General features: G+C 68.4%; 21 protein-coding genes. 11 read left to right on the top strand and 10 right to left on the bottom strand.

Translation table 11 applies throughout. The features are described 5' to 3' along the window. Positions 1–30: 30 nt before the first annotated feature. Genes WFH44_RS00590 through WFH44_RS00580 form a run of 3 tightly spaced genes read left to right on the top strand, consistent with a single transcriptional unit; the run spans position 31 to position 2878 of the window. On the top strand, positions 31–1230 hold the full coding sequence (locus WFH44_RS00590; RefSeq protein ID WP_336710883.1) for a cytochrome P450: 1200 nt from the start codon (positions 31–33) through the stop codon (positions 1228–1230). Positions 1231–1259: 29 nt separating this feature from the next. After that, complete coding sequence (locus tag WFH44_RS00585) at positions 1260–1586, top strand: 2Fe-2S iron-sulfur cluster-binding protein (RefSeq protein WP_336710881.1); 327 nt, start codon at positions 1260–1262, stop codon at positions 1584–1586. A gap of 35 nt (positions 1587–1621) precedes the next feature. Beyond that, on the top strand, positions 1622–2878 hold the full coding sequence (locus WFH44_RS00580; protein ID WP_336710880.1) for an NAD(P)/FAD-dependent oxidoreductase: 1257 nt from the start codon (positions 1622–1624) through the stop codon (positions 2876–2878). Here the strand turns inward: WFH44_RS00580 and WFH44_RS00575 are convergent. Then, entirely contained in the window at positions 2848–3792 is a 945-nt protein-coding gene (locus WFH44_RS00575) for a LysR family transcriptional regulator (RefSeq protein WP_336710879.1), read from the bottom strand. The genes WFH44_RS00580 and WFH44_RS00575 overlap by 31 nt on opposite strands. Positions 3793–3919: 127 nt before the next feature. Between WFH44_RS00575 and WFH44_RS00570 the strand changes: the two genes are divergently transcribed. Next, positions 3920–5314 (top strand): MFS transporter, encoded by a 1395-nt coding sequence (locus tag WFH44_RS00570; protein ID WP_336710877.1) that lies wholly within the window; start codon positions 3920–3922, stop codon positions 5312–5314. Positions 5315–5425: 111 nt separating this feature from the next. On the opposite strand, the gene WFH44_RS00565 is transcribed toward WFH44_RS00570, so the two are convergent. From WFH44_RS00565 to WFH44_RS00535, 7 genes are all read right to left on the bottom strand, one after another. Beyond that, positions 5426–7525: an amylo-alpha-1,6-glucosidase gene (locus WFH44_RS00565; protein ID WP_336710875.1), complete on the bottom strand. Its 2100-nt coding sequence runs from the start codon at positions 7523–7525 to the stop codon at positions 5426–5428. Continuing rightward, positions 7525–7920, bottom strand: a complete 396-nt coding sequence (locus WFH44_RS00560) for an SCP2 sterol-binding domain-containing protein (protein ID WP_336710874.1) — start codon at positions 7918–7920, stop codon at positions 7525–7527. The genes WFH44_RS00565 and WFH44_RS00560 overlap by 1 nt, the downstream gene beginning before the upstream one ends. 214 nt (positions 7921–8134) lie before the next feature. Further along, entirely contained in the window at positions 8135–9037 is a 903-nt protein-coding gene (locus tag WFH44_RS00555) for a bifunctional methylenetetrahydrofolate dehydrogenase/methenyltetrahydrofolate cyclohydrolase (RefSeq protein WP_336710873.1), read from the bottom strand. Further along, a complete protein-coding gene (glyA, locus tag WFH44_RS00550) occupies positions 9037–10320 on the bottom strand; it encodes a serine hydroxymethyltransferase (RefSeq protein ID WP_336710871.1) in 1284 nt (427 codons plus the stop codon). Before glyA ends, WFH44_RS00555 begins: the two co-directional genes overlap by 1 nt. 214 nt (positions 10321–10534) lie before the next feature. After that, on the bottom strand, positions 10535–11512 hold the full coding sequence (locus WFH44_RS00545; RefSeq protein ID WP_336710869.1) for an NAD(P)-dependent alcohol dehydrogenase: 978 nt from the start codon (positions 11510–11512) through the stop codon (positions 10535–10537). Between the two features lie 11 nt (positions 11513–11523). Then, the gene (locus tag WFH44_RS00540) at positions 11524–11742 is read right to left on the bottom strand and encodes a helix-turn-helix transcriptional regulator (RefSeq protein WP_336710868.1); all 219 of its coding nucleotides are present in this window, start codon (positions 11740–11742) and stop codon (positions 11524–11526) included. Then, the gene (locus WFH44_RS00535) at positions 11736–12209 is read right to left on the bottom strand and encodes a hypothetical protein (RefSeq protein WP_336710867.1); all 474 of its coding nucleotides are present in this window, start codon (positions 12207–12209) and stop codon (positions 11736–11738) included. The genes WFH44_RS00540 and WFH44_RS00535 overlap by 7 nt, the downstream gene beginning before the upstream one ends. 116 nt (positions 12210–12325) lie before the next feature. Here WFH44_RS00535 and WFH44_RS00530 point away from each other — a divergent pair, with 116 nt between their 5' ends. The 4 genes from WFH44_RS00530 to WFH44_RS00515 all read left to right on the top strand — a co-directional run bounded on the left by WFH44_RS00530 (position 12326) and on the right by WFH44_RS00515 (position 15550). Continuing rightward, entirely contained in the window at positions 12326–13477 is a 1152-nt protein-coding gene (locus WFH44_RS00530; RefSeq protein WP_336710864.1) for an FAD-dependent oxidoreductase, read from the top strand. Continuing rightward, positions 13474–14340 carry a formyltetrahydrofolate deformylase gene (gene purU / locus WFH44_RS00525; protein ID WP_336710863.1) on the top strand — a complete coding sequence of 289 codons (867 nt, stop codon included), beginning with the start codon at positions 13474–13476 and terminating at the stop codon, positions 14338–14340. Before WFH44_RS00530 ends, purU begins: the two co-directional genes overlap by 4 nt. Before the next feature lie 86 nt (positions 14341–14426). Next, on the top strand, positions 14427–14996 hold the full coding sequence (locus WFH44_RS00520) for a class I SAM-dependent methyltransferase (protein ID WP_336710862.1): 570 nt from the start codon (positions 14427–14429) through the stop codon (positions 14994–14996). 35 nt (positions 14997–15031) lie between these two features. After that, positions 15032–15550 carry a gamma carbonic anhydrase family protein gene (locus WFH44_RS00515; protein ID WP_336710860.1) on the top strand — a complete coding sequence of 173 codons (519 nt, stop codon included), beginning with the start codon at positions 15032–15034 and terminating at the stop codon, positions 15548–15550. 101 nt (positions 15551–15651) lie between these two features. Here the strand turns inward: WFH44_RS00515 and WFH44_RS00510 are convergent, their stop codons facing one another. Next, positions 15652–16251, bottom strand: coding sequence for a hypothetical protein (locus WFH44_RS00510; protein WP_336710859.1), 600 nt, complete (start codon positions 16249–16251; stop codon positions 15652–15654). A gap of 126 nt (positions 16252–16377) precedes the next feature. Here WFH44_RS00510 and WFH44_RS00505 point away from each other — a divergent pair, with 126 nt between their 5' ends. The 3 genes from WFH44_RS00505 to WFH44_RS00495 all read left to right on the top strand — a co-directional run bounded on the left by WFH44_RS00505 (position 16378) and on the right by WFH44_RS00495 (position 19801). After that, complete coding sequence (locus WFH44_RS00505; RefSeq protein WP_442892843.1) at positions 16378–17469, top strand: Gfo/Idh/MocA family protein; 1092 nt, start codon at positions 16378–16380, stop codon at positions 17467–17469. A gap of 188 nt (positions 17470–17657) precedes the next feature. Then, complete coding sequence (locus tag WFH44_RS00500) at positions 17658–19112, top strand: ABC transporter permease (RefSeq protein ID WP_336710858.1); 1455 nt, start codon at positions 17658–17660, stop codon at positions 19110–19112. Positions 19113–19114: 2 nt separating this feature from the next. After that, positions 19115–19801, top strand: coding sequence for an ABC transporter ATP-binding protein (locus WFH44_RS00495; protein ID WP_336710856.1), 687 nt, complete (start codon positions 19115–19117; stop codon positions 19799–19801). Between the two features lie 101 nt (positions 19802–19902). On the opposite strand, the gene WFH44_RS00490 is transcribed toward WFH44_RS00495, so the two are convergent. After that, positions 19903–21123, bottom strand: a complete 1221-nt coding sequence (locus WFH44_RS00490) for a hypothetical protein (protein WP_336710855.1) — start codon at positions 21121–21123, stop codon at positions 19903–19905. Positions 21124–21146: the final 23 nt, after the last annotated feature.

Genomic DNA, 21146 nt, shown 5'->3' with positions numbered 1-21146 from the left:
CCGCAGCACAGCAGAGCAAAGGAGCCGCACATGACCGCCGAAGCACTCGAGGCCTGGCCCGTTCCCACCGCGGACTGGGTGACCATCCCGGACCTGCACCGCAATCCCTTCCCGATCTTCCGCAAGATGCGCGACGAGGCCCCGGTGCACTGGGTTCCCGCAGTCAATCGCTACATGGTCACCAGCTACGAGGCCTGCCACATCATCGAGAACGACCAGGAGATTTTCTCGGCCAACGAGACGAACTCACTAATGAAGCGGGCCATGGGCCACTCGATGCTGCGCAAGGACGATCCGGAGCACGACGTGGATCGCAAGTCCTACGGCTCGGTGCTGCGGCCCAAGGCCATCAAGGAGCACTGGAACGCCATCTTCCAGGCCAACAGCGACAAGTACCTCGCCCGGTTCAAGGCCGCCGGCCCCGGCGCCGACCTGATCCGGGAGTACGCCGCGCCCTACGCCGCCGAAAACCTCCGCCTCATCATGGGCTTCCACAACGCCACCCAGGAGGACATGCAGCGCTGGTCGCAGACCATGATCAACGGCACCGGCAACTACGCGGACGATCCGGAGGTCTGGGCCGCCTCGGAGCAGTCCTACAACGAGGTCGACGACGCGATCGACGAGATCCTGCCCTACCTGCGCAAGAACCCGGACGCCAGCCTGCTCTCCGGCATGACCAGCATGCCGATCCCGCTGGAGGCCATCCGCGCCAACATGAAGATGACCATCGGCGGCGGCCTCAACGAGCCCCGTGACGTCCTCGGCGTCGCGGTCTGGGCGCTGCTCTCGAACCCTGAGCAGCTGGACCGCGTGCTGGCCGACACCTCGCTCTTCCCCGCCGTCTTCGAAGAGTCCGTCCGCTGGGTCGCGCCGATCGGCATGTACCCGCGCGAGACCACCCGCGACACCGTGCTCGAGGGCGTGCAGCTGCCCAAGGGCGCCCGCCTCGGCGTCGTGGTCGGCGCCGCCAACCGCGACCCGAAGGTATTCGAAGACCCGGACAGCTTCGACATCTTCCGCGCCAAAAAGCCGCACCTGGCCTTCGGCGGTGGCAACCACTACTGCGCGGGGGCGTGGGTGGCGAAGGCCTCGGTCGCCGGCATTGCCCTGCCGCAGCTCTTCGCCGAACTGCCCGGCCTGCGGCTGGATCCCGCACAGCCCGCGGTCGACGCCGGCTGGGTCTTCCGCGGCATGACCTCCCTCCCCGTGCTCTGGGACAACAAGTAGTCCCGCCCCCCTACCGAAAGGCCAACACCATGGCGAAAATCAGCTTCCACCACTCCGACGGCAACGTTGACGTCCTGGACGTGGACCCCGGCACCTCGATCATGCGCGCCGCCGTGACCAACGGCGTCGCCGGCATCATCGGCGAGTGCGGCGGCCAGGCCATGTGCGCCACCTGCCACGTCTACGTCCGCCCCGGATACCTCGACGGGCTGCCGGAGATCGGCGACGACGAAGAGGAAATGCTGGACTGCACCACCGAGGAACGCGACGGCGACCGGTCCCGCCTCGGCTGCCAGCTCAAGGCCGGCGAAGCCTTCGATAGCATCGAAGTCGACCTTCCCGCCAGCCAGATCTGATCCGCTGCAGACTTAATCCACGAAAGGCAGCACGCATGACCTCCGAGGAACGCATCGTCATCGTCGGCAACGGCCAGGCCGGCATCCAGCTCATCGACTCCCTCCGCAGGGAGGGCTTCGCCGGGCCGGTCACGGTGATCGGCGAGGAGGAGCACTTCCCGTACCAGCGGCCCCCGCTGTCCAAGGACTACATGTCCGCCGATAAGGCCGCGTCCCCGCTGCCGCTGCGGGCGGAGAAATTCTTCGCAGAGAACGACGTCGACTCCCGCCTGGGCGTGCAGGTCACCTCCATCGACCGGTCCGGCCATACCGTGTCCCTGTCGGACGGCAGCACCCTCGGCTACTCGAAGCTGGTGCTCGCCACCGGGGCGGCCAACCGCGAACTGACGGTGCCCGGCGCCGGGGCCGACGGGATCTACGGCCTGCGGACCCTCGCCGACGCCGAAGCAGTGCAGGCGCAGCTCGAGAAGGCGGGCACCGTCGTCGTTATCGGTGCAGGCTTCATCGGGCTGGAGTTCGCCGCGGCCGCGCGGAGGCGCGGCCTGGCGGTCACCGTGCTCGAGTACGCGGACCGGCCGATGGCCCGCGCGCTGTCGCCGGTGACGAGCGCCTGGTTCGCCGAGGCGCACCGCGGCCTCGGCGTGGACCTGCGCCTCGGTGAGGGCATCGCGTCCTTCGCCACGGACGACGGCGGCCGGGTCACCGCGGCGGTCAGCTCCACCGGCCGGACGTATCCGGCGGACCTGGTGCTCGTGGGCATCGGCGTCATCCCCCGCACGGAACTGGCCGAGGCCGCCGGCCTGCCCGTCGCCAACGGCATCCTCGTGGACAGCGCCATGCGGACCGAGGATCCGGACATCTTCGCGCTCGGCGACTGCGCCAACTACCCCAGCCACCACGCCGAAACCCGGACCCGGCTGGAGTCCGTGCAGAACGCCACCGACCAGGCGCGGCACACCGCCAAGTCCATCCTCGGCCGCCACGGCGATGCCGAGCACTACCGCGAGCTGCCGTGGTTCTGGTCCAACCAGGGCGACCTGCGGCTGCAGATCGCCGGCATCGTGCAGCCCGGGGACGAGACCGTGCTGCGCGGCGACCCGGCCGCCGGCAAGTTCTCCGTGTTCTGCTACCGCAAGGGCCGGCTCGCCGCCGTTGAGTCCGTGAACCAGCCGTCCGACCACATGGCCGCCCGGCGCCTGCTCGCCCAGGAACGGAGCCTGCCGCCGGAACAGGCCGCCGACCTTGCTTTCGATTTCAAGGCCTACTCCAAGGCAGCGGCCGCCGCGGCCTGAGAGCGCTGGGCCTCGCCGTGCAGGACCTCCACGGCGAAGCCCAGCACCGCCTCCGCCCGCGGACTGAGCCGCATCTCCTCCGGCCAGATCCCCACCACCGAGGTCCGCGAGGCCGGCGGACTGATAGGCCTCACCGCCACCGGCAGGCCCTCCAGCGACACGGCCGGTGAGTTCGGCCGCGACATCAGCAGCGCGTAGCCCAGGCCGCGCCCCACCATCGCCTGCACCAGCACCAGCTGCGGCATGTTCGTCAGGACCTTGGGCCGCAGCCCGCGCTCGGCAAAGACCTGGTAGGTATTCGCGGTGCTGGGGCTGGTGTCGTACATGATCAGCGGCTCGGCGGCGAGCTGAGCCAGGTCCACGCTCTCCTGCACGGCCAGCGGATGGCCGGGCGGGAGCACGGCTTCGAGTTCCGTCGCGTAGATGGTGCGCTGGCTGTAGCCGCCGGGCAGCAGCATGTCGTAGACGATGGCGAAATCCAGCAGCCCGGCATCCAGGGCGGGCAGCAGGTCGTCATGGGTGCCGATGGTGACGTCGATGCTGATCCCCGGGTAGGCCTCCGGCAGCCCCTGGAGAATGGCCGGAAGAACGTTGCTGGCAAAGCTGCCGAAGCAACCCAGCCGCACCGGCCCCTTCAGCTCGCCCGTGCGGCCGGCCAGGTCGTGGACCAGGCCGTCGGCCTCCTGCAGCAGCCGCCGTGCCCGCTGCGCAAAGAAGACGCCCGCCGGAGTCAGCTGCAGCCCGCGCGCCTTCCGCCGGACGCAGAGCTGCTCGCCCACCAGTTTCTCGAGCGCCGTAATCGCCTGCGAGAGCGCGGACTCCGAGATGCGCAGGCTCGCCGCGGCCGCGCTCAGGGTCGTGTGGTCCGGCAAGGCGGCGAAGAGTTCCAGCTGGCGGAGCGTGTAGTCCGGCATTGTTCAGTCCGATCAAAAAAGTAACGCGGTTTTATGAAGTTTACTGGAGGAAGATCACATGTGACACTGGCTACACCCGTGTAATACCTCAGGCCATGGCGACATGGCTTCCCGATAAGGAAACCTCATGAGCAATTCCGTCCGCGCGCACTCCGCTGCCGCCAATCAGCGGCGCGTGGCTTTTGCCACCATCGTCGGCACCACGGTGGAGTGGTACGACTTCTTCATCTATGCCACGGCCGCCGGCCTCGTCTTCGCCCAGCTGTTCTTCGAGCCCGCAGGCTCCCAGATCGGGCTGCTGCTCTCCTTCGCCTCGGTCGGCATCAGCTTCCTCTTCCGTCCGCTGGGCGCCTTCCTCGCCGGCCACTACGGCGACAAGATCGGCCGCCGCGCCATGCTCGTGCTGACGCTGCTGCTCATGGGCGGCGCCACGACCCTGATCGGCGTCCTGCCGACCTACGAGACCGCGGGCGTCATGGCACCCGTGCTGCTCCTGCTGCTCCGCATCGTCCAGGGCATCTCCGCCGGCGGCGAATGGGGCGGCGCGGTCCTGATGGCCGTCGAGCACGCCCCGAAGGACCGCCGCGGCCGGGCCGGGTCCTTCCCGCAGCTGGGTGTCCCGCTGGGCATGCTGCTCGCCTCCGGCATCACCGCCCTGATGACCGGCGTCATCTCCCCCGGCGACGCCTTCCTCGAGTGGGGCTGGCGCGCGCCGTTCCTGCTCAGCTTCGTGCTGATCATCGTCGGCTACATCGTCCGCCGCACGGTGGACGAGAGCCCGGTGTTCCAGGAGATCGCGGAGAAGAAGCAGCAGGCCAAGGTCCCCGTCGTCGAGCTCTTCAAGAAGCACTGGCTGCTGGTCATCCTGGCCGCGCTGGTCTTCGCGGGCAACAACGCGGCCGGCTACATGGCCACCGGCGGTTTCATCCCGAGCTACGCCACCAGCGACGCGGTCGGCCTGGAGCGCACCGATGTGCTGCTGGCCATCACCTTCGCGGCCGCCATGTGGTTCGTCTTCACCGCGCTGGCCGGCGTCCTGTCGGACAAGATCGGCCGCAAGAAGACCTACCTGATCGGCTTCTCCGCGCAGCTGCTGGCCGTCTTCCCGCTGTTCTGGCTGATCAACACGGGCTCGCTGGGCATGCTCTACCTGGCGCTCGGACTGTTCACCGTCGGCCTCGGCCTGGGCTACGGCCCGCAGGCCGCCTGGTACAGCGAGATCTTCCCGGCCTCGGTGCGCTTCTCCGGCGTGTCCATCTCCTACGCCCTCGGCGCGATCCTGGGCGGTGCATTCGCCCCGACCATCGCCGCCGCCCTGGTCCAGGCCACCGGCGGCAGCACCGCCGTCTCGGTCTACCTGTTCATCATGACGGCCGTGTCCATCGCCGCCGTGCTGATCCTGCGCGACCGCCCGGGCATCGACCTGAGCATCAACAACCAGGCCGAACAGGAAGTCGGAGCCACCATCTTCGATTCCCGCCGCGCCGCACCGTTCGAGGCGCCGGTCAAGGCCGACGCCTAGCGGCGCCGCCGAAGCGCCAGTCAGCAGATGGCTCCCGTCCGGTTCGCGAAGAACCGGACGGGAGCCATCTGCGTTGTCGAGGTTGAGTTCGACGACGGCGAGCGCGGCACTTCAGCGGTCAGCGTCCACCCCCAGTCCGGACAGCCGGGAAGTGTCGACGCGGCCGCGCCCAAAGGCGTCAATCCGTCCCCAGCGGCCCGCGATGTCCAGCAGCTCCAGCCGGCCGATTGTCATCGGGAGCGCCGGATCCACCACCAGATGGTCCCCCATCGGTTCGAGGCCGAGCATGGTGCGCAGGAACAGCAGCGGCGCGCCGGTGGACCATGCCTGCGGGCTGCAGGCGGTCGGGTACTGCACCGGATACTTCGTCATCGACCGCGGGTAGCCGCCGAAGGCTTCGGGCAGCCGCCCGTCAAAGTACCCGGAGGCTTCGAGGTTGCCTGCCGCAACCGCGGCAGCCTCGTCCTTGAAGCCGTAGCGGCGCAGTCCCCAGGCGATAAACGAGTTGTCGAAGGGCCAGATCGTCCCGTTGTGGTAGCCGATCGGGTTGTAGCGGCTCTCCCCCACCGCAAGCGTGCGAATGCCCCAGCCCGAGAAAAGCCGGTCGCTCATCAAGTGTCCGGCGACGGCCTTGGCCTTCGGCTCGTCGACGATGCCGCTCCACAGGAGGTGCCCGTTGTTGGAGGTGAGCGAGTCGACCTGGCGTCCGTCCGGATCGAGGGCGATCGCGTAGTACTCGCCGTCAGCCACCCAGAAGTCGCGGTTGAAACGCTGCTTCAGGTCCGCAGCTTGCTTTTCGAGCCGGCTCGCGAGCACGGGATCGTGCCACACTTCCCGCGCCAGGCGGGCGCCGCGCATCTTGGCGTCATACGCGTAGCCCTGCAGCTCGCAGGTGGCCCGCGGGAAGCCGGGCAGGGTGCCGTCCCGGAAGGAGATCGAGTCCCAGGAATCCTTCCAGCACTGGTTTTCAAGGCCGGTCTCGGCGTTGCGCCGCTCGTAGGAGATGTAGCCGTTGCCCTGGAGGTCGGCGTAGGCGTCGATCCAGTGCAGCGCGGCGCGGGCCTCGCCCTCGAGCTCGCGGACGAGGTCCGCGTCTCCGGTCCACCGCTCATATTCATCCAGCAGGACCACGAACAGCGGCGTGGCGTCGGCAGCCCCGAAGTAGGGAGAATGCGGACGCTCTTCGAACGCGGTCATCTCGCCGTAGCGCATCTCATGCAGGATCCGCCCGGGATCCTCGTCGCGGAAGTCATCGATGCGGGTACCCTGGCGCAGTCCGAGCTCGCGCAGCGTCGTCGCCGCCAGCCCCGCAGTAAAGGGCAGAGCCTGGAGGCTCGTGAAAATGCTGTCGCGCCCGAACATGGTCATGAACCACGGCAATCCCGCAGCCGGCAGGCTGTTGCCCCCGGCGGTCAGCGGGCTGAAGCGGAGCGCGGCCAGATCCACCAGGCTGCGGCGGTAGGTCCTCTGCAGCGTTTCCCAGTCACATTCGAGCCGCGGGGCCTCCTCGAGCCAGCGGGCGAGGTTCCGTGCCATGTCCGGAATCGGCCGCTTCACCTGGTCCTCGATCGTCCGGGCTACGCCGCCGATTTCCTGCCCGGGCTCCGCGATTTGCTGTCCCAGCATTTGGATCGCGACATCGAGTTCGGTCGTCCAGGCCGCGTGCGGGTCGATAGTGATCGTGAACGTCAGCCCGCCCTCGTCGAATGCGCAGGGCTGCGACGACGAGATCGCCGTCGACCGCACGTAGGTGCCGCGCCGGTACAGCAGGAGCAGCGAACCCTCGCCAGCCTGCCTCGTATAGGACCCCTGCTTCTGCAGCGTGTCCTTGACCTCGAACAGATCCGCGAAGTCGGAATCGGCGTCGATCCGCACCGTGAGGTCGACCGGCACGTCGTCGTGGTTCAAGAGCGATAGCACCTCGTGGAAGCCGTTGCCGACCGTACGCTGGCGGATCACCGACAGCGTCGCGTTCACATAGACGCTCCCGACCCCGGGGACGAGGAAGAACCGCGCCTCAAAGTACTGCAGGTCGTCGGTCGACAGCGACATGAGACGGTCGGCGTCGACGGTGAGCACCCACTTGGACAGGAACCGGGTGTCGAACGAGAACAGTCCCGTGGGGTCCGACGGCGAGGCCTCGATGTCGCCCCGCGCGTCGCTGACGACAAAAGTGTTGCCGTTGAGGATCTTCACCATATCGTCGCTCATCACGCACTCCTGGTGCCTGCAGTCGGGTCCCAGCCCCGGGGCGGGGCGGGGAAAATCCGTTGGATAGCCCACATCAACTCGAGATCGCCGTCGCAGGCCAGCGCACCGCGCAGGACCGCAGCCATGAAGTTCATGCGGCCGGCGATGAGTTCGTTGAAGACCGGACGGTCGCCGCGCACCGTGCAGTCGGCCTGGGACGCTCCGCTTTCCAGGGCGAGCTTGCCCTCGTCGATCACCAGGAGCCGGGAATCCACGCCAGGCCCGTCCGCAAGCTCGAACCGGACCCGCCCGGAGATCTTGCGCAGCAACGGCTCGTCGCCGCGCCGCCCGAGTTCGTCGAAGAATCCGGCCACGTGATCGTCGGCTGCTGCCGCCTGCGATGACGGAGTCGACATGCGATCATCTCCTTCCATCCGGGAGAGGCCGGCGGGATGGGCCGGCAGAGTGGATCACCCGCCCATACTGCATGCGCCCGCACACGGAAGCATCACCCGATGCGGATGAACCCAGCGGACTGGTGTTGTCGGCCGCAGACAGGCAAGGGGACGCACTCCCCTCCAGGAGTGCGTCCCCTTGCCTGTCTGCGGCCCGCTACGGCCTCCGGGCGGCTCAGCCGGCCTGGCGCTCGGCGGCTTCCACGACGTTGGCCAACAGCATGGCGCGGGTCATCGGCCCGACACCACCGGGGTTGGGCGAAATCCAGCTCGCCACTTCCCTGGCTTCGGGATCGACGTCGCCGGTGACCTTGGCCTTGCCGGATTCCTCGTCCTCCACGCGGCTCACACCGACGTCGAGCACGATGGCGCCGGGCTTGAGGTCCTCGCCCTTGATCATGTGCGGCATGCCGGCCGCAGCGATGACCACATCGGCCTGGCCAAGCTCGGCCGCCAGGTCCTCCGTGCCGGTGTGGGCCAGCGTGACCGTGGCATTGATCGAGCGGCGGGTCAGCAGCAGGCCGAGCGGGCGCCCGACGGTGACGCCGCGGCCCACGACCAGCACTTTCTTGCCCTTGAGGTCGATGTCATGGCGCAGCATCAGCTCCACGCAGCCGTGCGGGGTGCAGGGCAGCGGCGAATCGAGCGGCTCGCTGACGTTCAGAACGAGCCGGCCAAGGTTCGTCGGGTGCAGCCCGTCCGCGTCCTTGGACGGGTCGATCCGCTCCAGGATGGCATGGGTGTCGATGTGCTTGGGCAGCGGCAGCTGGACGATGTAGCCGGTGCAGGCCGGATCGTTGTTCAGCTCATCGAGCACTGCCTCCAGGTCTGCCTGGGAGATGTCTTCGGGCAGGTCCCTGCGGATGGACTCGATGCCGACCTCTGCGCAGTCCTTGTGCTTGCCGCCGACGTACCACTTACTGCCCGGGTCCTCGCCGACCAACACAGTGCCAAGCCCGGGCGTGATGCCCTTGGCCTTCAGCGCCGCCACGCGCTCGGCGAGCTCGGACTTGATCGTCGCGGCGGTCGCCTTGCCGTCCAGGATCCGGGCCGGCTGCGGGGTTGTGTACAGGTTCATCACCACTCCTCATGTCCCGGGTAAAGCGGGAACTCTTGCGTCAGTTTGGTTACGCGGTTGCGCAGTTCTTCGACATCGGCGCCGCCCTTCAGCGCGGCGGCGATGATGTCGGCCACCTCGGTGAACTCGGTCGCGCCGAAACCACGGGTCGCCAGCGCGGGCGTGCCGATCCGCAGGCCGGACGTGACCATCGGCGGCCGCGGGTCGAACGGCACCGCATTGCGGTTCACCGTGATCCCCACGGAATGCAGCAGGTCTTCTGCCTGCTTGCCGTCCAGCTGCGAGTTGCGCAGGTCCACCAGCACCAGGTGCACGTCCGTGCCGCCGGTCAGTACGGAGACGCCCGCCTCGGCAACGTCCGGCGCGGTCAGCCGGTCGGCCAGGATCCGGGCGCCTTCCAGCACCCGCTCCTGCCGCTGCTTGAACTCCTGGCTGCCGGCGATCTTGAAGGCCACGGCCTTGGCCGCGATGATGTGCATCAGCGGTCCGCCCTGCTGTCCCGGGAACACGTTGGAGTTGATCTTCTTGGCCATCTCCTGCTTGCCGAGGATCACGCCCGAGCGCGGGCCGGCGAGGGTCTTGTGCACTGTGGAGGTAACGACGTCGGAGTGCGGCACCGGGCTCGGGTGCAGGCCGGCGGCCACCAGGCCGGCGAAGTGCGCCATGTCGGTCCAGAAGTAGGCGCCAACCTCGTCCGCGATCGAGCGGAAGGCCTCGAAGTCCAGCTGGCGCGGGTAGGCGGACCAGCCGGCGATGATCACGTTGGGCCGCTCGGCCAGCGCCTGCTCGCGGACCTTGTCCATGTCCACGCGGAAGGTCTGCGGGTCCACCTCGTAGGCGGCAACGTGGTACAGCTTGCCTGAGAAATTGAGCTTCATGCCGTGCGTCAGGTGCCCGCCGTGGGCCAGGGACAGCCCCATGATCTTGTCGCCCGGGTTGATCATCGCGGCCAGCGCGGCGGCGTTGGCCTGCGCGCCGGCGTGCGGCTGCACGTTGGCGAATTCGGCGCCGAAGAGGGCCTTGACCCGCTCGATCGCCAGGTTCTCCGCCACGTCGACATGCTCGCAGCCGCCGTAGTAGCGGCGTCCCGGGTACCCTTCGGCGTACTTGTTGGTCAGCACCGATCCCTGGACCTCCAGCACCGAACGCGGCGCGAAGTTCTCCGAGGCGATCATTTCCAGCGTGTCGCGCTGGCGGCCGAGCTCGGCATCGAGGACGGCGGCAATTTCGGGGTCTACCTCGGCTAAGGGCAGATCAGTGACTGGCAGGGTGGAAGACGTCACGGTTTCTCCTGGGAATGGAAGCAGGTGTGCTACAGGTCAGGCTACCGGTTGTGCCTGCGCCGCCGCATGATCCGTGTCACGGGCGCGCAATCATGACCGGTTGGACATGACCCTCGGCCCAGGCGTGCGATCCGTGGTCTGCGCTGCCGGTGGGCGGGTGCCCGCCGGCCGCCGCTTCCTGATGGTGCCCCATCTAACGCCAGTCGCGGCGTTCTCATCCTACCGCGATGACCGCCTTGCCCTGCACGTGCCCGGCACGAAGCCGGCGGATGGCGGCCGGGGCCTCGCCCAGCGGATACACCCGGTCCACGGCGGGCGCCAGCTTGCCGGATTCGATCAGGTCTTTCAAGTCCGTCAGGTCCTGCCTGCCCTCTGACGACATGAGGATGCGCAGCTTGCGGCGGGAGAACGGCGAGAGCAGCAGCGCCCGCAGCTGCCGGTCGACCCCGCCGAAAATGCGTCCGCCACCTTCGCCACCGGCAATGACGAGCGTTCCTCCGGGCGCCAGCGCGCGGCCGAGCCGGCGCAGCGGGTTGTTGCCCGCGATGTCCAGGATGAGGTCGTACCGCCCCGTGCCGTCGGCGAAGTCCTCGCGCGAGTAATCGATGACGCGGCCTGCCCCGAGAGCGCGGACCAGCTCCGCCTTGGACCCGCTGCACACTGCCGTGACATCGGCGCCCCAGGCCTTGGCCAGCTGGACCGCGAAGGTGCCCACGCCCCCGCCGGCGCCGATGATGAGCACGCTCTGGCCCGGCCGCAGCCGCCCGGCGTCGCGGAGTCCGTGCAGGGCGGCGCAGCCGGACACAGGCACTGCGGCAGCCTCCGCGAAGCCGAGGTTCACGGGTTTGTGCTCGAGCCGGTCCTCGCCCGTGCTCGTGAACTCGGCGTAGGTCCCGGTCAGCGAGGTGCCGAAGACTTCGTCTCCGGGGCTGAACCGCGTGACGCTGCGGCCCACCTCGGCCACAATGCCCGCCACATCCCGGCCGCGGATCCGCAGCCTTGGACTCCGCAGCCCGAAGCCGAACAGCCGCAACAGGTAGGGCCGGCCGGCCATGAGGTGCCAGACCCCGGCGTCGACTCCGGCTGCACGAACCTGGACCAGGACGTCGTTGTCCCCCAGTTCCGGCCTGCCGACCTCTTCCACCCGCAGCACCTCGGACTCGCCGTAGGCATCTTGCACGATCGCTTTCATGGTGTCTCCCCCTAATGGACCGGATACTGGAATACATCGTCGAGCGGGACTCCAAAGACCCGCGCTATCTGGAAGGCCATCTCGAGCGACGGCGAATAGCGGCCCTGTTCGATGGCGATCACGGTCTGGCGGGTCACGCCGATCCGCTCCGCGAGCTCCGCCTGGGTCATCTCGCCGCTGGCGAACCGCAGCCGCCGGATTTCGTTCCTGACCTTCGTCGGCTTCACCACTCGGGCAGGCCCCTGCGGTAGGCGACCAGCTTGGCCACGGAGGCCAAGACTGCGGAGAGACCGAATGCTAGATAAACGGTGTTGGCGATCCAGAAGTGCGGCACTTGCGCCATCGCCATGACCAGGACGCCCACGCCGCCGATGACCAGGAAGGACTGGCCGACGTACTCGCCGAATCTGTAGATTTCCCGGTCCCGCTGATCCTTCCGCGGCGCGCCCTGCATCAGCAGCATTCCGCCGAGCATGTTCAGCACGATGCCTCCGATGATCGCCCCGCCGATGCTCCACAGCATGGCCGCGGCATAAGGCACCTCGGCCAACGGCATCGACGCCCCCTGCCCCAGAACCACCCAGAGGTAGATTCCATAGGACGCCAGCGTGACGATCAGCATGACCCACGCGCTTCGCTCTTCCGAACCCATGTCGTGCTCCCCCAGCTCGCCGTTGATGTAAAAAATAGCTGACATCAAGTAAAGAATCAATGACTCTTTTTGGGGGATCGCATCAACCGGAATATCGGACCGGACCGCGTCGTTGGACGAATTAGTTGACATTTCAACATCGAGCGAGGAAGGCGGACCGAATGGAATCGGCGACAACAGCAGCCGCAGCCTCCGCGGCAAAGACGCACGTGGAGCCACACGCGGAACCGCTCGACGTCGTCGTCGTTGGCGCCGGCCAGGCGGGCCTGAGCGCCGCCTACTACCTGCAGCAGCGCGGACTCCGGCCGGAACAGGACTTCGTGGTGCTCGACGCCAACGAAGGACCCGGCGGCGCCTGGCGCCACCGCTGGCCCTCCCTCACCTTCGATGCCGCGCACGGGCTCCACGACCTCCCCGGACTGCCGCTCGGAGTTCCGGACCCGCAGGAGCCGGCCTCCGCCGTCGTCAGCCGCTACTACGGAACTTACGAGCAGCAGTACGGCCTTCCGGTGCACCGGCCGGTCCGGGTGGCGCGGATCGAAGACGGGCCGGACGGACTACTCACGGTGACCGCCGCCTCCGGGGAGACCTGGCGGACCCGCACCGTGGTCAGCGGCACCGGCACCTGGGACCGCCCCTACTGGCCGTACTACCCGGGCCGCGGGAACTTCGCCGGCCGCCAGCTGCACACGCATGACTTCCGGTCGGCCGAGGAATTCCGCGGCCAGCGCGTGCTGGTGGTCGGGGGCGGCACCTCGGCGCTGCAGTTCCTGCTCCAGCTGGACGCCGCGGGGGCGGCAACGTTCTGGTCCACCCGCCGCGCACCTGACTTCACCACCACCCCGTTCGACGCCGGATGGGGCGTCGACGTGGAGCGCCGCGTCAATGAACGCACCCGCGCCGGGCTGCCGCCGCTGAGCGTCGTGGCCGCCACCGGGCTGCCGCTGAACGAGACATACCGTGCCGGCATCGACGCCGGCGTGCTGGTCTCCCGCGGCAAGCTGGACCGGATCACCGAGGACGCCGTGGTGTTCGCGGACGGTACGCGCGAACAGGTGGACGTGATCCTGTGGGCCACCGGCTTCCGCGCCTCGCTGGACCATTTGGCCCCGCTGCAGCTGCGCGAACCCGGCGGCGGCATCCTGATGGCCCCGGACGCCGTGTCCGTGGTGCGCGAACCCCGGCTGTTCCTGGTCGGTTACGGCTCGTCCGCGTCCACGGTGGGGGCGACCCGGGCCGGCCGTGCCGGTGCCGCTGCGGCATTGCGCAGGCTGAAGGCGGACGCCGGCCGCAGGGTAACCTTGTCTGCGTGACTGACGCCGCCACGGATACCCGGATTGCCTACAACCTGACCCTCTCCTGCGCCGACCAGCCCGGTATTGTCCATGCCGTGTCGGGAGCGCTCGTGCAGGCCGGCTGCAACATCGTGGATTCGCAGCAGTACGGCAGCCCCGCCTCCGGCCGGTTCTTCATGCGCGTCGCGGTAGCTTCGGACCGGACGCGGACGGAACTCGAAGGCCGGCTGGCCCCCGTCGCCGAGTCCTACGGCATGGACTGGAGCCTGGACCCCGAGGGCGCCAGGATGCGCACGCTCGTGATGGCGTCGAAGTCCGGCCACTGCCTCAACGACCTGCTGTTCCGCCAGCGCTCCGGCACGCTGCCCATCGAGATCCCGGCAATCGTCTCCAACCACACGGAGCTGGCGGGCCTGGCGGAGTTCTACGGCATCCCGTTCCACCACATCCCCGTGACGCCGGCGACCAAGGCCCGCGCGGAGCAGGACCTGCTGGACCTCGTCGCGGAGCACGACGTCGACCTGGTGGTCCTGGCGCGCTACATGCAGGTGCTCAGCAACGACCTCTGCCGCAAGCTCGAGGGCAAGGCCATCAACATCCACCACTCCTTCCTGCCGTCCTTCAAGGGCGCCCGGCCCTACCACCAGGCCCACGACCGCGGCGTGAAGCTGATCGGCGCCACCGCGCACTACGTGACGGCGGACCTGGACGAGGGACCGATCATCGAGCAGGAAGTCATCCGCGTGGACCACTCCCGGTCGGCCCGGCAGCTCGTCACCATGGGCGAAGCGGTCGAGGCGCGCACGCTTGCGCAGGCGGTGCAGTGGCATGCCGAGCACCGCGTGCTGCTGGACGGCCACCGCACCGTCATCTTCAACTGACGACGGCGGAGTCCGGACGCACGGGTTCCGGCACCTTTTCCGGGGCCGCCCTTCTGGTCCGCGCGGACTCCGCGTAGGGTCGGACCATGGGCAACCCGGGAAACGAGCCGGATCGGGATCCGTACCGCGATGCCAAGCGGGACGAGTTCATCCGGCAGCTGGCCAGCGAGCGCCGGCACCAAGTGCTCGAGATCGGCTGCGGCACCGGCGAAGACGGTCTGGCGTTCAAGGCCGCCGGCATCAACTACACGGGGGTCGACAGCTCCGAGGCCAACGTCCGGGCCGCCCGTGCCAGGCACCTGGAAGCATCGGTCGCGGTCCCGCATTCGCTGCCCTTCGCCGACCGGACTTTCGATGCCGCCTGGTGCATGGGCACGCTGACCCACGTCTCGAACACCGAGCTCTACGGAGTACTGGACGAGTCCCTGCGCGTGCTCAAACCCGGAGCGCCGCTCGCGGTGGGGCTCCGGTCCGGCGAGGACGAGGAACGGCTGGACCTGGTGGACGGCTACGCCACCCGCCTCTTCTCCAGCCTCCGCTCCGACGAAACGGTACTGAGCCTCTTCGAGCCGCACGGCAGCGTCAAGGATTTCACCACCTGGGAGTCTCCCGGCCAGCCCGGCCACTTCCAGTACTTCATCCTCGCGAAGTTCTGACCGGGCACCGCTTCGAAAGCCAGTAGGGTGGTGCCATGGCTCACATCATCACCATTGCCGGGCAGACCCCGGCCGCAGACCCGTCCGTTTTCCTCGCCCCCACCGCCGTCCTGAGCGGCGACGTGGAACTGGCCGCCGGTGCCAGCGCGTTCTACGGCGTATCCGTCCGCGGCGACTCTGCCCCGATCCGCGTTGGCGAGGGCACCAACCTGCAGGACAACGTCGTGCTGCACGCGGATGCGGGGTTCCCCTGCACCGTCGGCGCGGGAGTCAGCATCGGCCACTCTGCCGTGGTCCATGGCTGCACCGTCGGGGACAATTCCCTGATCGGCATGAGCGCCACCATCATGAACGGCGCCGTCGTGGGCGAGGGCTCCCTGGTGGCGGCCGGGGCCGTGGTGCTCGAGGGGACGCAGATTCCGCCGCGTTCGCTGGTGGCCGGAGTCCCGGCCAAAGTACGCCGGGAACTGAACGACGACGAATACCAGTCGGTCCTCGACAACGCTTCCCATTACGTAGAGCTGGCCAAGATCCACCGCGAAGCCACCTCCTGACCGCCCGGGCCCCCGCAGCCGATCGTCTGCGCCGCTAATCGGGCTGCCGGACGCGAGACGGCCTGCCGGACACAAAGCGGCGCCGCCCATAAACCTTCCGGTCAGTGCTCGCGCGGGCGCTGGTCGCCGGGGTCGCCGTCGCGCGCAACGTGCCGGCCCTCATCGCCGCGGTCGGCATCATAGCCGGGGCCCTGTTCACGGTCAGCGCCGCGGTCTGCATCGTAGCCGGGGCCCTGTGCACGGTCCGCCCCGCTACCAGTGTCACGATCGGTGCCGCGGTCGTAGCCGGCAGCGCCGGCGGTCCGGTCCCCGCGGTCCCGCTTGTCGGTATTGACGTCCGGGTCCAGTTCGTCGGCTTCGCGCAGCCTGCCCTGGGCCTGCTCGCGGATGCCCTTGGCGTCCTCGGCCCGAGCCTCGGCTTCCCTGCGCATCCGCTCCGCCTCCATGCGGGCGCGCTCGGCCTCGATATCAGCCTGCTCGGCGTCCACCTTGACACGCTGGGCCTGGGCTTCGCGCTCACGCGCCCCCAGCTCCGTCGCCTGTGCCGCCTGGCGCAGCTCCGCTGCCTTGCGGCGGTCAGCTTCCTGCCGCTCCAGGACCTTGGCCTTATTCCGCTTGTTCGCAAAATAGGCGATCAAGCCGATGATGACGAGCACCACCACGACCGCCACGACTATCCAGATGATTGTTGAAGCATCCATGGGTATTGCGCCTCTTCCTGCTGGACGGGAACCTCAGCGTACTTACTTTTGTATCACTGGTTGCTCCCCCGGGATAGGGCACACGCACAATGGACGATGCCGCGCTGAGCAGGAATGATGGTGCGCATGACTATGCCCCAGCGGATCATCACCCCGCCCTGCGCCGAACCGGGGGCGCCCAGTCCGCTGCAGGCCACCGGCCGACCGCTGCGCTGGGGCGTCGTCTCCACGGGCAGGATCGCCGGCAAGGTCAGCGGGGATCTGGCCCTGCTCGACGATGCAGTCCTGCAGGCTGTCAGCTCGCGGGTCGAGGCCAACGCCCGCGCCTTCGCCGACCGGCTCGGCTTCGCCGCCTCCTATTTCGACACCGCGGCCGGGAAGGGCTACGACCAGCTCTTCGCAGACCCTGACGTCGACGTCGTCTACGTCGCCACCCCGCACGGCCAGCACTACGAAATCGCCAAGCTCGCCCTGGAAGCCGGCAAGCACGTGCTGTGCGAGAAGTCCCTGACCATCAATGCCCGCGAGGCCCTGGAACTGGCCGAACTCGCCCGCGCCAGGAACCTCTTCCTGATGGAGGCCGTCTGGACCCGATTCCTGCCCATCATCCACCGCGCCTGGGACATCGCCCACTCCGGCGAGCTCGGCGACCTCCAGTGGCTGCAGGCTGACCTCGGCTTCCCCGCTCCCTACGACGCGGCCTCCCGGCTGTGGAACCCCGGGGCCGGCGGCGGAGCGTTGCTGGACCTGACCGTCTACCCCCTGACCTGGGCACTCGGCATCTTTGGCTTCCCGCGGACGGTCCTGGCCAACGGCCATCTCAACGACGACGGCGTGGACGCCCAGAACGCCCTGACGCTCACGTACGCATCGGGTGCCCAGGCCCAATTGACGTCGTCGTTGTTGGCCTCCTCCCCGCGGACGGCCACCGTCTGCGGAAGCACGGGGTGGCTGCGCTCCGGGGCACCCCTGCACCACCCCACCGAACTGACCATCCACCGGCACTCCGGCGGCCAGCGGACCGAACAGTTCGGCCGGATCGGCCAGAACTACGTGTACGAGCTCCGCGAGGTGACCCGCTGCATTCAAGAGGGCCTGACCGAGAGTCCCACGATGCCGCTGGACGACACCCTCAACACCATGCGGCTCTTCGACGGCGTCCGGGCACAGATCGGCGTCAGCTACGCCAACGACAGGGCCGTGCCGGTCCTCGACTAGCAGATCCGGTCCCCGGTGCATCGTCCAAAACCGAGCCGCACCGGTCGTCGTCCATCCCTCCCGCGGGTTCAGCACGCTCACAGGAATTCAAAAGGTTCACCTAGCCTGGTCATGGGCTTTTCATAGACGCACTTGCCATTCTTCTTCTGCTGGCACCCGGCAACAGGGGCGCCCCGAGTGGAGGAAAAATGAATATTGTGAGCCGAAGCGCGGGCAACGCGTTCCGGAACAAGGTCCGAAGCGGCGCCGTGATCGCCGTGTTGGCCGTGGCGATCGGTTTGGCGCTGTCCATGCTGGTCGCGAACCAGGCCGTCGCGACCAAGATCGCCGAGCTGAAAGCCAGCACGGGCAACGCGCTGACCGTCAACCCGGCCGGGGCTCGGGGCTTCCAAGGCGGCGGGGAACCGCTCACTGCGTCCGACGCCGCCACCGTGGCTTCGACCGCACACGTCAGCCAGGCCATCGCTTCGTTGTCCGTCCGGCTCTCCAATGAGGACGCCGACAGCACCGCCGCGGCCGCAGGTCCCGGCGGACGACAGCAGCAGGTTGCAGGCACGACGAGCCTGGAATCCGCCGTCGATGCCGGCACCTTGGGGAACCGCATGAATCAAGGCCAAGCCCCGAGCACGCCGACGGGCACCGACGTTCCCGAGTTCGTCCTGCCGGTGACCGCAACCGGCGTCAGCGCCGCGACCGACGCTGCCGGCGGCCAACTGGACCTCTCTGCCGGCGAAGGCCTGACCGACTTCTCCGCGGCATCGACCCAGGCCGTCCTCGGCGCCGACCTCGCCGAGAAGAACTCGCTCACTGTGGGCGACACGTTCACCGCCCTTGAACGCAAGTTCACGGTCACCGGCATCTTCGACGCGGGCACCGAGTTCGACAACAACACGCTCTACTTCCCGCTGGCCGCCGTCCAGGAGCTCAGCGGACAGGACGGCGAAGTCAGCATGGTGACCGCCCTCGTCGACAGCATCGACAACGTTGATGCGACGAAGGACGCGCTGGCGGCGGCCCTCGGCGAAGACCGGGCCGACGTTACATCCGGCGGGAGCAACCTGGATGCGGCGGTCGAATCGCTGGCCGGAGTCCAGAAGATCTCGCTGATCGGCTTCATCGCATCCCTGGTCACCGCCGGCGTCATCATTCTGCTCATCATGGTCCTGATCGTCCGGGAACGCCGGCGCGAAATCGGGGTGCTCAAGGCCATCGGCGCACCCAACCGGACCATCGGGGCCCAGTTCGTCCTCGAATCCCTCGTCCTTGTTGCCGTCGCCGCAGTCCTTGGCACCGGCGTGGCGGTCGCCGCCAGCGGGAGCATTGCCGGGACCCTCGTCTCTTCTTCAACATCCACGACGACGGCGGCAGCAGGACGGGGCGGTCCGGCGGCTCCCGGCGGGGCGCAGGGGGCTCCCCCCGGACAGCCGGACATCGCCGCCGCGGCCCCATCCGGAGACGGACCGATGGCCAGCGCTCCGTTTGCCCGTGGAGCCGATCTCGTAGGCCAGGTCACGGCCAACATCGGCACGGAGACCGTGGCCCTAGGGCTACTGGCCGTGTTTGCCATCGCGGCGCTCGGCGCCCTGGTGCCCGCGCTGCTTACCGCCAAAATCCGTCCCATCGAAGTCTTGCGGGGAGAATGAAAATGCTTGAAGTTCGCAATGTCGTCAAGGAATTCCGCGCCGGCGGCGACGTGATTACGCCGGTCCAAGGGGTATCGCTGCATCTCCTGCAGGGCACGTTCGCCGCCATCCTCGGCAAGAGCGGCAGCGGCAAGTCGACCCTGCTCTCGCTGCTCGGCGCATTGGACAAGGCCACCAGCGGCGACGTCCTCGTCGACAACATCAACATCAGCATCTTGGCCGAGCAGAAACTGACCGCCTACCGGCGGAACGACATCGGATTCGTGTTTCAGCAGTACAACCTCATTCCCAACCTGACGGCCAAGGAAAATGTCATGCTGCCGATGGAGTTCGCCAAGGTTCCCAAGGCCCTCCGCCTCGCCCGCGCCGCGGAGCTGCTGACCGCCGTCGAACTCCCCGAGGACGTCCACGACCGCAAGGCGAACCGGCTCTCGGGCGGAATGCAGCAGCGTGTGGCAATCGCCCGGGCCATGGCCAATGCACCCAAGCTGATCCTGGCCGACGAGCCGACGGGCAACCTTGACGAACAGACAGGCGACAGGATTGTGTCGCTGCTCAAGGACCTGGCCCGGCGCAGGAACACGACCGTCATCGTGGTCACCCACGACAACACCCTGGCCGCCCGGACCGACCGCCAGTTCCGGCTCGCCGGCGGCAAGCTGACGGAGATTACGGGGCGGCCCAGCTGAGCAGGCCGGCCGCGCGGCCTGCCGCCCCCGAAAGGCCGCGCGGCCCCGCCGTCCCCGGGAGCAGGCCCGGGCGCAGGGCCGCGCGGCCAGCTATCGCGCGGTCACAGGATCGGCAACCTTCGGGTCCGAACCCGGGACACGGATACCGCCGCCCCGGCCACGATCAACAGCAGCCCGGACCACAGGATGTTCCCGGCCCACCAACCCGTTTCCGCCAGCATGTTTCCACCTTGGGCGGCCCCGTCCGCTCCCGGACCAGCATCTGCGGCCACCAGCCAGCGGTCGGCCGAAGCAATGGCAACACCGGGCGCAGCGCCACGACTAACAGTCACAGTGCCTGGTGCAACGCCCGCGCCGGCGGATGCATCACCCGCGTCTTCGGCTACGGCGCTGATACCCATCGTCGCTTCGCGGTCAACGTCACTGTCTGCGCCCTCGGGGGCAGCGCCGCCTGCTTCGCCGGCAGTGCCCTCCCCGCCAGCCGGCGCTTCCCCGCCAGCGCCGGTTCCGCTGTCGCCTCCGGTCGGACCTGCACCGTCACCGGCTATATCCTCATCGGCCGCGGTCCCGCCGCATCCGGACGATGTAGCCGATCCACCGAGTGCCAGGGCTCCGTCAAGGCAAACGTCGGCCGTGAGACCTTTCCCGTCGCCAGATGAAGAGTCGCCGGCATCGAGGCCTACATCCGCCAGCACATCGGCAGCGGCGTGGGCAACGGGCTCTGCAGCCACAGCCTCGCCCGTGCCGCCCAGCGTCACGTCCGCATCCGCCAGCACATCGGCAGCGGCGTGGGCAACGGGCTCTGCAGCCACAGCCTCACCCGCGCCGCCCAGCGTCACGTCCGCATCCGCCGCCATATCGGCGGCTACGTCAGACACCGGCTCGGCGGCAACAGCCTCGCCCGTGCCGCCCAGCGTCACGTCCGCATCGGCGGTGACCTCCGCGCCCGTATACCTTTCCTGATTCGGCGCGGGCTGACTGTCGGTCAGGACCTCCACGTCGATCGGCACGTCGGCCGTCGCATCAAGGCCGAGGACCTCGGCGTCGAGTCCGACATCCGCGGTGGCATCGACCACGGCGTCTTCCGAGAGGACGTCGACGCCGACTGCAACGTCCGCCTCGGTGGACACTGCATCGTCCGTCACGAACAGAACTTCCGGTGATTCGGTTTCGGCAGCCGAAGCCGCGGCTGTTCCGAGGACCAGCAGTCCTCCGGATAAGGCGACGCCGCACAGCGTCGTCCGCATTATTGCTCGCATGATTGTTCTTCTCCTGATTGAGTCCTTGCCGGCTATCTCAGCCAGCGGGTCCGTTGGCCGCATGAGTGGCAGCGGCAGGGACGGAA

Origin of the sequence: Arthrobacter sp. USHLN218 (genome assembly GCF_037144715.1) — a bacterium.
In the GTDB taxonomy this organism is placed as follows: domain Bacteria; phylum Actinomycetota; class Actinomycetes; order Actinomycetales; family Micrococcaceae; genus Crystallibacter.
The sequence above is the reverse complement of the archived record's forward strand: the minus strand, read 5'-3'. Positions and strand labels throughout refer to the sequence as shown.